Source organism: uncultured Ruegeria sp. (assembly GCF_947497005.1).
Classification (GTDB): Bacteria; Pseudomonadota; Alphaproteobacteria; order Rhodobacterales; family Rhodobacteraceae; genus Ruegeria.
In genome coordinates, this window is the sequence record NZ_CANMFF010000010.1 from 39,727 (window position 1) to 52,038 (window position 12,312).

The window sequence follows — 12,312 nt, forward strand, 5'->3', positions numbered from 1 at the left end:
CCTTTCGTGTTCAAGGAAGACCTAAGGGACCAGCGATAAGAGCGCTTGAGACAGATCTGAGAAGAGTCTGAGGTTTTGCCGAGCTTTCCTCAAAACGTGTTTTTCGCTAGCGTGATGCAGATGCAGATCACGATTTCAGATGCCCGGATTGACTTTGATCAGATGACCGCTGCGCAAGGCGACGATGTGCGCCGCCTGACGCGACAGACAGCTGGCATTCTGCGCGCCTTGGTCGAGGCCGATGGCCAAATAGTGAGTAAGGACGATCTGATCTCGCAGGTCTGGGATGGTCGGATCATCACCGACGCCACCCTGTCAACTGCAGTGAAGGAAGCGCGGAAGGCGGTCGGCGACACGGGCAATGAACAGCGGATCATAGAAACGGTTCATGGCGTCGGGTTTCGGCTTTCCGTCGGAGTTGCTCGAAGCCCGGCCAAACCGGCCCAAGTGGCAAAAGAACCGGTGATACTTGTTCTTCCTTTCCGCAGCCTCAGCGCCGCAGACGAAGACAAGCAAATTGCCGATGGGTTCAGTGAAGAAGTTACCGCGAACCTTACCCGGTTCCGCAACTTGCGGGTTCTGTCGCACCTGACAGCGCATCACATCCAGGCATCCGGGATGGACCAATCGGAGATCGCGGGGTCCTACGATGTCGATTTCGTGGTCGAAGGCAGCCTGCGCAGATCGCCGCAACGCCTTCGGGTTACGGTTCAGGTCACCGATGTCTCGACCGGCGAGATTGCTCTGATGGAGCAGTTTGATCGTCCTGGAAAGATTCAGGACATGTTTGATATTCAAGACGAGATCGGGCTTCTGACGGCTGGTCGTGTGGCGTCTCAGCATGGCGATCTCGGCACCCGCATCCGACAGCGCGCGCTTGGAGGACAGGCGCAAACTTGGGATGTGTATGCAGCCGTCGCCCAATTCTATGAGTTCTACAGGACATATGACCCGCGGCTTCACCTCGAGCTCAGAGACCGGCTACCAACATTGCTGGAAGCCGATCCGAAAGCGTCCGATGGCTGGGCAGCCTATGCGCTCCTTCTTTTGGAGGAAAAGCGGTACCACCTGAACGAACGGTCCGACGTCGACGCCCCGCAACTTGCGCTTGCCGCGGCGCGACGCTGCGTCGAGTGTGACCCACAGAGCGGTTTCGCGCGCATGGCGCTGGCGCTTTGCCAGTTCCACACCGGTGATCTGTCCGGATTCCGCGAAACCTCTCGAATAGCCCTGAACCTCAATTCTGGCCATGCAGATATTCTTGCAGAAATAGGCCACTGTCATGCCTTTCTGGGTGAATTCGATCGAGCTATACCGTTACTTGATCAAGCAATAGACCTCAGCCCTATTCATCCGGGCTGGTACCACTACGCCCATGCCTGGCGTTTAGCGCTCGGGGATTTTTGGCAGGCTGCGCTTCTTGAAATCGAGAAGGTTCCGATGCCTGGCTTCCCTTGGTACCACGCGCATCAGGTGTGGTTTCACGCTGAGCTTGGGAATCTTGATGCTGCGGAAGAGGCTCGTCTGGCCCTTCTGAATATTCTCCCGAACTTCGAGGCGGACATACCGAATGAGATGGTTTTCAACTATTTTACCGGTCCTCTGGTGCAGAAAGCGTTTGATGGCTGGAAGAAGGCGGGACTGGTCGTCAGCTTACCGCTCCAAATGAAGGATTTGCCCAGACCGCAAGAGGACTGAGCAGAATTGCCAGCGAAAGGCTCGTGTACCCGCCAAACTCGATGAGAATGGCGCCGACAAGTCCTCCAAATGCGAAACCAACGAGATAAAGCGCCATCGCTTGGGGTGCCCTTGCTCCTTGTGACGTCAGATACAAAGGAAAGAACAGGAACAGAAAAAAGCCGTTGGCGATAATGCTGAGACCGACGAATACCGGTGCAGCGAAGGCGTAGCTTGCCGCGCCGGTCAAAGCTGCAGCGATCAGTGCAACAACTCGAACCCATCGCCATAGGTTTTCTGGAAGCCTTCCGGCCAGAGTGGAACCAACTGCGCCAGAAAGAAGGCTGAGCAGTAGCCAGATGGCCAATCCACTTTCTGCGTCGAGAGTCTGTCCATAGAGTTCGAGAAAACTCCAGTACGCTCCCATCATGACAAAGAAGGGAAAATATCCAAACGGAAGCCCGGTAAAGAGTTTCGTGGCCGCGAGGCCGGTTGCTGAAGAGGCAGTCGTTGACCCCGTAAACAGCAAGAGAATCGAAACAAGCGCCAGTATAGACAGCGTAGTTAGTCTGACGGCAGGAACCACCAAGTAAACAACCAATGATACAGCAAGCCCAATCGCGAGCGCGACGCTGACAGCTTCCAACAGGTCAATTCCTGTGGGCAAAGAACCCAGTGCTTGTCGCGTGACCACACCCAAAGCGAGCCCCAAGAGGAGGCAGGTAGTGGCGAGGAAGAAAATTGATGTCGATGTACTGACCGCGAGGAGGGCAAATGCCACGGGGACAACGATGCGTGCCGGGACCAAGAGCTGATGCCTGATCGGGACGGCACAAGCCAATGAGGTCGTCAATAACACAAGGCTCCCGAGCCCGCCTGCCAAACCGTCAGACACGTTCGGACAAGATGCGAGTTCCGCAAGCCAAAGTGGCATTGTATTGATGATTACAGCACCCAACGAGATGGGTACTGAGACGAACAAACGTGTCATGGTATCAGATTAAGACAATCACTGAGCTCCCCGCCACGCGAAAATGAACAAAACCAGGATGTTTAAACGAATGGTTGCGACAAATCGCAATGCAGCTTTCCACAAGCGGTTGTTGAACCAACAACGCAAGCTTGTACGCAAACGACTCGAAGGTTGTGCTGCCTTAGCTTTAACCGTCGGCCGCTTCAATATTCCATGCCCTAAGTAGCTTTGGAAGCGCCTTGTTCCAATCCAGAACGCCCACGCTTTCTGCCCAAGACTCGTACTGGCGGATCAGATTGTTTTCCAACGCAGGATTTCGACCTGCAAGGTTTGTCAGCTCAGTGCGATCGGCCTCAATGTCGTACAACTCCCACGCCAGATCATGCAGACGGACCAGCTTGAATTGACCCAAACGAATTGCTGCGTTTCCTTCATGCTCCCAAAAGATGGGCTGTTCGCGTCGCCATTCCCTTCCACGAAACAGATCAAGCAAGGATTCTCCCTGGAGTGGTTGAATTTCATGCCCTCCCACTTCGGTCTGATAGGTCGCGCCAGTTGCCTTAAGGATAGTGGGAAGGATATCGACCACGTGACACGGAGCATGCGCGATGCTGCGCGGCTCGAAGCCCTTTGGCCAATGCGCGACCAGCGGCGTAGAGATGCCACCCTCATGAACATAGTGTTTAAACAGCCGGAACGGAGCGTTGGACACATTGGCCCAAGGCTTGTCGTAGCTCTGAAAGGTCTGTGCATCGCCTGGCCGCAGGTCTGCGACATTGCCCATGGTGATTTTTCGGCCGTCATGAGTGTGGTCGGGATAAAATTGCGCCCAACCATCTTCGGCCATGAATTCAGCGCAGCCGCCATTGTCGGACAGGAACATGATCAACGTGTTGTCGAACTGACCAAGCCGTTTCAAAGATGTGATCAGCGCGCCGATAGATTGATCCATACGGTCGACCATAGCAGCATAGGTGGCCATCTTGCTGGTTTCCCAATCTTGGTTCTTCTCATCTGTCCACGCATGAACCGATCCGTCGCGTGGAGAGATATCCCACACGTGTTGAAAAACGCCCTGACCGTTCATCTCTTCATGGCGCGCAGTTCGGACATAATCCCAGCCCTTGGAATAGACGCCATCGTAACGGGCAATGTCTTCGGGAAGGGCATGGAGGGGCCAGTGAGGTGCGGTGTGGGCTAGGTAAAGAAAGAACGGCTTTTCTTCGGTGACCGCGCCCTCAATCATCCCAATTGCCTTTTGGGTGATGGCGTCGGTGAAATAGAAATCGTCCGGGATGGTTTCGACCCTACTGTCATCCTCAAGTATATAGTGGGGCGAAAAGAAATGAGTTGCGCCGTCCATGATCCCGTAGAACCGGTCAAAGCCACGTTGGCGCGGAGTCGGGTGCTCGACATCGCCAACGCGCCAACTGTCGACGTTACGGGCCTCGAAATCGCCGGCCACATGCCACTTGCCGGACATCAACGTCGCGTACCCGTTGGCCCTAAGATGCTCGGCAATGGTCGCGCTGTCATTGCGCAGGAAGCCTTGATAGGCGGGCGTGCCCAAATCGGCGCCCATATGACCAACGCCGGCATTGTGCGGATAAAGCCCGGTCAGCAGTGAGGCACGTGTCGGGCAGCATCGGGCACAGTTGTACATCGCCGAGAGCATCACCCCATCCTGTGCCAGAGCGTCGATGTTTGGGGTACGGATTTCTGACCCCGTAACACCGAGATCCGCAAATCCCATATCATCAGCGAGAATGAGGATGACATTGGGCCGCTGCTTTTGGTCAGGCTCGGAAGTTGTGGGCATCACGGATCCTCAAGCAGTAATATTATGTGAGAGCGGACCCCCCTCGACGGTGACACGATGCATCAACCGGCGAAAGCCGTGGTAATCATTGATGGCCTTGTGCCACGTCGCACGGTTGTCCCACATGGTGATATCGCCGACCTTCCAGCGCACTCGGCATTGGAATTCAGGCTGCTGGCAATGTGCGTAAAGCATCGTCAGGATGGCCTCGGATTCCTGGCTGTCCAACTCTTCGATTTTTGTGGTGAACACGGGGTTCACAAACAGACCGCGCCGCCCGCTGAAGGGGTGCGTAATGACAACAGGATGTCGGGTGTCCTGAGTTGCGGCTTCCGCATTGCCCAAGCGGCCGCTTTTGACCGCTTCGCTATCCATTACGGCAGCACCAAATACATGGCGTGACGAATGGATTGCTGTCAGCCCGTCGAGAAACTCTCGCATTGGCGCGGACAGAGCCTCGTAAGCTGCCCCCATCGATACAAACAGCGTGTCGCCTCCAAAGGGCGGCATTTCGATCGCATGTAGAATTGACCCCATGGCTGGCTCTGCGTCATAGGAGTGGTCCGTGTGCCATCCCTCTCCGACGGCCTCTTTCTGATCGCTTTCCTTGAGAACTGTGGCGATTTCGGGATACTCATCAACTGGCTTGAAGAACCGGTTGACGTTGATCGGCCCAAAGCGGCGGGCAAATGCCAGATGGTCTTTCGGTCCAACGTTTTGCCCCCTCAGCACAATCACCGAGTATTTCGAAAAAGCGGCCTGAATTTCATCAAAATCTTCTTCCTGCCGTATATCCGCATCAAAGATTTCAGCGCCCAAACTGCCTGTCAGTGGTAAAATTTCCATGTCGGATTCCTCAACTGTTCTCGTTCAGGTTAAAGGGTCTCGAAGCATCGAAAAAACTGATTTATGCTTCACTAAAAAGAGATTTTATTGATGGTCAGATACACACTTCGTCAGCTGGCATACCTGTCAGAAACGGCGCGTCAGGGCGGCATTGCTCAGGCCGCCCGACATTTGAATGTTTCGGCGGCGGCAATCGCCTCGGCGCTCGATAAGCTCGAGAACACCACAGGGCTAAAATTGTTCAACCGTTTTCCCGCTCAGGGTATGCGGCTGACCCGTGCTGGCGAGATATTCACTGCCGAGGCCGATGCCGTTTTGGCGAAGGCCGGTGCGCTCGACAGGCTCGCGGTGGATCTCTGTGCCGGACTTGCGGGGGCCATTCGTATTGGCACGCACTATGCGCTTGCCCAAAGAATTGTTCTTCCCGCAGTTCTCACATTTCGGGAATGCCATCCGGATGTCCGCATCGAAGTCATGGAGGGCGAATACCCTGCGCTGATCGAGGCACTGGATACCGGGAAGGTTGACGCGCTAATCGTTTTTGATCAGGGGTTCGATCCAACACGCCACAAATATGATGTAATCGCTGAGCTTCCGCCCCAAGTGCTTTTGTCCGCGGACCATGCGCTCGCAGATCGTCGCACAATATCCCTGTCAGACCTGACGGATCATCCTTACGTGGCGGTATCACCTGCTGGTCCGGGGCCCAGCTATCTGCAGCTGTTGCAAGCTGCGGGCATTCAACCCGAAGTACCGTTCCAGTCTCATTCGTGGGAACTGGTCCAGGCTTATGTGGGCAAGGGATTGGGGTACACACTTGTCGGCTTCCCTCCCATGCGGGACATAACCGTCGAAGGTGATCCCGTTGTCATTCGCCCGCTCAATGAGAAAATAGGCCACTTCAAGGTGGTGATTGCCAGTTCCCGCCATTCCATTGGTTCAATGTTGATTGACAAATTTTTTGAGATTTGCAGGTCGTCGGTCTGAGTTTTGGATCGCGGATCCCACCTGCGCCGCTGCGGTTGCAGCCCGCTTTCCGGACATCCGCCGCGACCACGCTTTCCGATCCGGGCGACCTTACATGTGCGGACATATCGGCCATCGGAGGGTCGGTCCTTATCGGCAAGTTTTACTGAGTCATTCCACAGCCGTCGCCTCGGTCTTGAATAGGAACCCGGGGATCGCCAAGCGCGTCACACATGGCAAGGTCATCGGACGGGAAACCTGGGGGGCTCCATCGACACATCGTCAGAATTTGTTGTAAGTTATTTGGTTTACAGGCAACGTTACCAGAAATGGACGCTCAAAGTTGCGCCCCTAAAGTCATCCAATTGTGAAAACTTGATATTATACCATGGATGACACTCCGAGATTCAGGAGCCAAGTCATGGAATACAATAGGCTTTTTCAGTTATTTCTTGTTCATAGTGAGGCAGAAGATGAAACAGTTACGGGACGGCTGTTGCGGGCAATAGTTCGCGCCGTGCGTGACCGCGGCTATGAGGTGCTGACCGCACAATCTACGGAACAGGCCAAGTTTCAAATTCAGAATGACGCGTCAATTGCATGTTTTTTGATTGGCTGGGATAGTGGCGACCAAGGTTTGAACACAGAGGAAATTTTGGATTCCATACGCCATCGCGGGTTGGAATCTCCTGTATTTCTGGTGACTGAACGACATCGAATTTCAGACTTGACGGACCGTATTCTGGAGCAAATTCGGGGCACGATATTCCCGCAAGAGGATACGCCGGAATTTATCGCGAGATATGCCCTCAGAGCTTACCGTGAATACGTGGAAGGCCTCAAAACCCCATTCTTTGGTGGCATGATCGATTATGTTGAGGCGGGCAATCAGATGTGGCTCGCCCCTGGTCACAATGGCGGTATTTTCTACGAAAAAAGCCCAATTGGCCGTGTTCTATTCGACTATCTTGGCGAGAATTTCTGGCGGGCGGATTTCAATTTTGTGCCGGACTTAGGGGATATTTTCGGGCCGACCGGTCCGTTCCTGAAGGCCGAGCAGCAAGCGGCGGAAATTTTCGGAGCGGACCGCACATACTTTGTTCTGAATGGAAGTTCGACGTCGAATAAAATGGTCAACGGCTCTCTGGTGGCACCGGGTGATCTGGTTCTGTTTGATCGCAACAACCACAAGTCTCATCACCATTCAGCTTTGATGCTGAATGGCGGCATACCGATCTATCTGCCCGATGATCGAAACTCGTATGGCATGGTGGGCCCGATTGAATTTGACGCGTTAGACGAAGACAAGCTGCGACAACAGATCCGGGACAACCCGCTGGTGACTGACCCGAATGCCTGGAAGAAGGACAGGCCATTTCGGGTCGCATTGCTTGAAAACTGCACTTATGACGGCACTATTTATCAGGTTGAAACGATCCGGGAAAAGCTGGGGCATTTGTGCGACTACCTTCTCTTTGACGAGGCCTGGGGTGGGTTCATGCGGTTTCACCCGATTTATCAAAACCGATATGCCATGGGGCTGGAAAATCTGGGCAGCGATGATGCCGGAGTGTTCGCAGTGCAGTCGACACACAAACAACTGGCGGGAATGTCGCAAGCCTCGCAATTCCATGTAAAGGACAACCACCTCAAGGGACTGGATCGACGCGTTAATCACAAGCGGATCAACGAAATATTCATGATGCACACGTCTACATCGCCATTTTATCCGATGTACGCGTCGCTCGATGTCGGGGCCCAGATGATGAAGGGCAAAAACGGCACGTTTTTATGGGATGAGGCGCTGCGGCTCGGTATCGATATTCGCAAGAAAACCCGAGAGATTGCCCGGGGATTCAAAGAAGATGAGGCAGATCTGAAGAAAAACTGGTTCTTCGATCCGTTTGTTCCGGACAAAGTCACCATCAAAAACTCCGACCATTGTGAGAACATGACGGATGCCACTTGGGAAGAACTTCCAACCGACGTGCTGGTCAATGAGCAGCAATGCTGGTGGTTCCGCGAAGGGGCCGATTGGCATGGCTACACTCGGATTGTGGATGGCTACGCCATGGTAGATCCGACAAAGATGTTGTTTCTGACACCCGGTGTAGGCAGGAAGACAGGCGATTATCAGGACTGGGGCATTCCCGCCGCGATCTTAGGTGCCTTCCTGCGAAGCCGTGGCATTGTTCCGGAAAAGACGGATTTCAATTCTATCCTCTTTCTGCTGACACCCGGTCTTGAACGCAGCAAGGCGGGCACATTGTTGGCCGAATTTGTCAGCTTCAAGCGGTTGTTCGACACGAATGCGATGGTTGAACAGGTTTTGCCTGATCTGATCCGTGATTATCCTGAACGATACTCTGGTATGCGTATTCAGGAGCTCGCTCAGGATCTGCACGATCTCTACAAAAAGCGCGATGCCAAGGCCCTGCAGAAAAAGCAGTTCCAGCGCGCGCATTTCCCTGAACTGGCGATGAGCCCCCATGACGCACACAGCGCATTTATCGCCAATCAAGCTGACTATGTGCCGATGTCCGAAGTCAAAGGTAGGGTCGCGGCGACTCTGGCGCTGGTTTACCCGCCAGGTATCGGTGTCATAGTTCCAGGCGAACGCTATGATGATCGTGCGCAGCCACAAATCGACTACTTCATGTTGTTTGAAGAAACGGAGAACCTATTCCCCGGCTTCGAGAACGAAGTTCAGGGTGTCTATCGCGAAGATGTGGACGGCGCGATCCGCTATTACACTTATGTCGTCAAAGAATAATCGCCTGGAATCTGTTTGAACTTGAGTTTCTTTTTCCAGAGACTCCACCGGGTGTCTTTTATTAACACGGAGGTTCCGTGACCACGGGAAACAACCCTGCGGACAAGATTTCCGAAGTGCCAGCCAGTGCCAAGTCGCTTGGGGTCTGGACCTGTACGGCGCTGGTTGTAGGTAACGTCGTGGGATCGGGCTTCTTTTTGGCGCCTGCCGCCCTGGCGCCTTACGGATCAGTGGCTGTGATCGGATGGATCGTGATGTCCATTGGCGCATTGTGTTTGGGTCTGGTTTTCGCCCGGCTTAGCCGGATCGCGCCTGAAACCGGTGGACCTTACGCATATGCCCGGCTGGGATTTGGAGATTTTGCCGGGTTTCTTGTAGCCTGGGGGTATTGGATATCGATCTGGGCGGCGCTGCCAGCCATCGCCATTGCAGCGACGGACTATCTTCAGGTGTTCATTCCCGCGCTCAAGGGATCACCCGGCATGAAGGCCATTGTTTCGCTTGGGTTGATCATCGGTGTGGGCTGTCTCAATCTTGCGGGTACAAAAGAGGCTGGGCGGTTTCAGCTGATAGTGGTTGGCTTGAAACTGATTCCGTTCATGGCCGTGTCTTTCCTGGGATTGTTCTGGATTGATTGGGAACAGTTTACGCCGATTAACCCAACGCCTATGTCGTTTTTCCTGGCCTTGGCTGCGACAGCACCGTTCATAATGTTCGCTTTTTCCGGCGTCGAATCCGCTACGGTCCCTGCTGGAGACGTTGTGAACCCGCAAAAAACCATCGCAATCGCTACTATTGCAGGAACATTGATAGCCGCTGCGCTCTATACTTTTGGAACTCTTTCGGTGATGGGTGTTATGGGCCGATCTGCCTTGGAGCACTCCAGCGCGCCGTTTTCTGACGCCGCAGGTCTTATGTGGGGAAGCTGGGCCAGTTATGTCGTCGCTGCGGCTGCGGTACTATCTTCGCTTGCGGCTCTCAACGGGTGGACCATGGTTATGGGGATGGTGCCATTGGCCGCTGCGCGTCACGGTTTGTTACCGCCTGTATTTGCCGAGTTGAACAAACGAAGCGTCCCGGCCAAGGGAATTATCATTTCGGTTACACTGGCTGCGGCAACGCTCACGCTGCAATCGTCAGGGTCCAAGGCCCTGATCAGCATCTATGAGTTTGTAGTCCGCCTGTCGACGGTTGCCGATATGGTGCCTTACGTATTCTGCTGTTTCGCTGAAGCGATCATTTTGTTGGTTTTGGGTAAACGTCAGGGATACCTGGACCCAAAAACATATCTGCCGGTGGCAGCGATCGCGTTTCTGTTCTCGATGGTCACAATTTTCGGCGCCGGAGCCGAGGCGGCCATGTGGGGCCTGTTACTGCTGCTTACCGGATTGCCGGTTTATGTCCTAATCCGAACAAAGTGGACAAACAGAAACTAAGGCCGCAATTTGCGATCGAACGAAAATTGGCTCAGACGTTGTAAACTTGTGGCAAGCGCCCATCAAACAGCATCCAGATCGCCACGGCGGCAAGGATCACCAACAAGGCTGTAACTAGTAGCTCGACCTTGTTAAATGCAGGTTTATCGTGAGCGCCTTCACGGCGGGCCCATACAAAGACGGGAACTCCAATCGTATAGATGATCGCACCGGCAAGCATAAACTGTACACCGGCCGCAAATACGAGCCAAAATCCATAAAGCGTCGCCAGTACGCTGACAATTAAGGCTGAAGTTTTTCCAATTCTTGCGGTGTCTGGATATTTTCCGGTCCACATCAACTTCCACAGGAATGCCGCCGAGCCAATGTAAGCTGGCAGGACCACAATTCCGGTGATTGACAACATCACGTTCCACGCGTTGTCCGAGAAATACACCAGTACCATCGCAGCTTGCATGATGAATGTAGAGATCCACAAGGAAATCGATGGGATGCCTGCCTGATTGGTTTTCGCGAAAAGCTTTGGAAAAGTGCCGTCTTTTGCGCAGGCCCAGGGCAGCTGGGCAACGAGCAATGTCCAGACCAGCCAAGAACTGAGCAATGCTATTATGACGCCTAAATTGATAAACACTTCCCCCCACAACCCAACAAGGTCACCCAGGATCGCGGCGGTTGATGGCGGTGCCAGTTGGGACAATTCGCCCTGAGATTGCACGCCAAAGGGCAGGATCGAGACCAAAACAAACAGGCCCGTCGCGACGAGAAAACCAAGCAAAGTTGCCCGGCTTACGGTAGCTGCATCGGCTTTGTCAGACATGACAACCGCACTTTCGATCCCGATATACATCCATAATGTGACGAGCATCGTGCTTTTGACCTGATCAAGAATGCTGCCAAGGGGTTTGTCCTGAGTTTGACTGCTTGCGACATTTCCCCAGAAGTCTGTGGTGAACAGACCTTTCCCAATGGAAAAATACCCAACAACCAAAAGGAACAATACAAGGGGGACGAACTTCGCGATCGTCCCTATGTTGTTCAATAGTGCTGCGCCACTGGTGCCGCGCATGACCAGAAAACACATTCCCCAGATGATTACAGAGGCTGCAAGAATGGCCTGCCAGGTATTGCCGCCCTGAAAATACGGTGGAAAGAAATAGTTCAGGGCATCCATGAGCAAGACAGCATAGCCCACGTTGCCAAACACGACCGACAGCCAATATCCCCAGGCAATCAGGAAACCGACCAACCTTCCGAAACCGGCTCGAGAGTACATGTAAATGCCTGAAGTCATCTCGGGCCGAACATCCGCCAGAACCTGGAAACTTCTGGCAAGAAAGAAAATTCCCAGCCCCGATACGACCCAGGCGATCAGAATTGCCCCGAGCCCCGCCGAGGCGGCCATGTTCTGGGGAATATTAAAAACACCTCCCCCGAACATCGCGCTGACCACCAGCAAGGTCACTGCAAATAGGCCAAGTTTCTTGACCTCCGGAGGCGTTGATGAAACCGCGTTTGAAGACTTGGAATTGTCGGAGTGCTTTGTGTTTGACATGGTTCTCTACTCTTCCGCGACGACTTGGTAATCCCAATTGGATCGTGTTGGGTAATCTAGGTTTGAACTTGTCTTGCCGTTCTATCGTGATCGTAGTTACTGACCCCGGGAATGACCAATACCGTTAGATGAGCATAATTCTGGTGCGAACAGCGATGAATTCATCAACATCACCTACGTCCAAACTCTAACACGAACATTCAGTCGAATGTTAACATGACGACTCCGACCCAATTCATATGGTAGCCTGAACCGGAGCACAAAATCCGG

The 12,312-nt window shown here is 53.6% G+C and carries 8 protein-coding genes; 4 read left to right on the forward strand and 4 right to left on the reverse strand.

Annotation, left to right across the window (positions count from 1 at the left end):
* The first annotated feature begins 120 nt into the window (after positions 1–120).
* Positions 121–1,698 carry a winged helix-turn-helix domain-containing protein gene (locus tag Q0816_RS15015; RefSeq protein ID WP_298851998.1) on the forward strand — a complete coding sequence of 526 codons (1,578 nt, stop codon included), beginning with the start codon at positions 121–123 and terminating at the stop codon, positions 1,696–1,698.
* Here Q0816_RS15015 and Q0816_RS15020 read toward each other — a convergent pair.
* The 3 genes from Q0816_RS15020 to Q0816_RS15030 form a co-directional block, all read right to left on the reverse strand.
* The gene (locus Q0816_RS15020; protein WP_298851999.1) at positions 1,649–2,530 is read right to left on the reverse strand and encodes a hypothetical protein; all 882 of its coding nucleotides are present in this window, start codon (positions 2,528–2,530) and stop codon (positions 1,649–1,651) included. The genes Q0816_RS15015 and Q0816_RS15020 overlap by 50 nt on opposite strands.
* A gap of 307 nt (positions 2,531–2,837) precedes the next feature.
* Positions 2,838–4,469, reverse strand: a complete 1,632-nt coding sequence (locus Q0816_RS15025; RefSeq protein WP_298852000.1) for an arylsulfatase — start codon at positions 4,467–4,469, stop codon at positions 2,838–2,840.
* A 9-nt stretch (positions 4,470–4,478) separates the two neighbouring features.
* Positions 4,479–5,315 carry a TauD/TfdA family dioxygenase gene (locus Q0816_RS15030; protein WP_298852002.1) on the reverse strand — a complete coding sequence of 279 codons (837 nt, stop codon included), beginning with the start codon at positions 5,313–5,315 and terminating at the stop codon, positions 4,479–4,481.
* A 90-nt stretch (positions 5,316–5,405) separates the two neighbouring features.
* Here Q0816_RS15030 and Q0816_RS15035 point away from each other — a divergent pair, with 90 nt between their 5' ends.
* The 3 genes from Q0816_RS15035 to Q0816_RS15045 all read left to right on the forward strand — a co-directional run bounded on the left by Q0816_RS15035 (position 5,406) and on the right by Q0816_RS15045 (position 10,490).
* On the forward strand, positions 5,406–6,302 hold the full coding sequence (locus Q0816_RS15035) for a LysR family transcriptional regulator (RefSeq protein ID WP_298852003.1): 897 nt from the start codon (positions 5,406–5,408) through the stop codon (positions 6,300–6,302).
* 400 nt (positions 6,303–6,702) lie between these two features.
* Complete coding sequence (locus Q0816_RS15040; RefSeq protein ID WP_298852005.1) at positions 6,703–9,054, forward strand: Orn/Lys/Arg decarboxylase N-terminal domain-containing protein; 2,352 nt, start codon at positions 6,703–6,705, stop codon at positions 9,052–9,054.
* A 77-nt stretch (positions 9,055–9,131) separates the two neighbouring features.
* Positions 9,132–10,490, forward strand: a complete 1,359-nt coding sequence (locus Q0816_RS15045; protein WP_298852006.1) for an amino acid permease — start codon at positions 9,132–9,134, stop codon at positions 10,488–10,490.
* Positions 10,491–10,521: 31 nt separating this feature from the next.
* Here Q0816_RS15045 and Q0816_RS15050 read toward each other — a convergent pair whose 3' ends face one another.
* Positions 10,522–12,042, reverse strand: coding sequence for a basic amino acid/polyamine antiporter (locus tag Q0816_RS15050; protein ID WP_367180502.1), 1,521 nt, complete (start codon positions 12,040–12,042; stop codon positions 10,522–10,524).
* Positions 12,043–12,312: the final 270 nt, after the last annotated feature.

Bases quoted from the DNA above. Each gene is read 5' to 3' on its own strand.
- Q0816_RS15015 (WP_298851998.1), top strand. From the start codon at position 121: ATGCAGATCACGATTTCAGATGCCCGGATTGACTTTGATCAGATGACC.
- Q0816_RS15025 (WP_298852000.1), bottom strand. From the start codon at position 4,469: ATGCCCACAACTTCCGAGCCTGACCAAAAGCAGCGGCCCAATGTCATC.
- Q0816_RS15030 (WP_298852002.1), bottom strand. From the start codon at position 5,315: ATGGAAATTTTACCACTGACAGGCAGTTTGGGCGCTGAAATCTTTGAT.
- Q0816_RS15035 (WP_298852003.1), top strand. From the start codon at position 5,406: ATGGTCAGATACACACTTCGTCAGCTGGCATACCTGTCAGAAACGGCG.
- Q0816_RS15040 (WP_298852005.1), top strand. From the start codon at position 6,703: ATGGAATACAATAGGCTTTTTCAGTTATTTCTTGTTCATAGTGAGGCA.
- Q0816_RS15050 (WP_367180502.1), bottom strand. From the start codon at position 12,042: ATGTCAAACACAAAGCACTCCGACAATTCCAAGTCTTCAAACGCGGTT.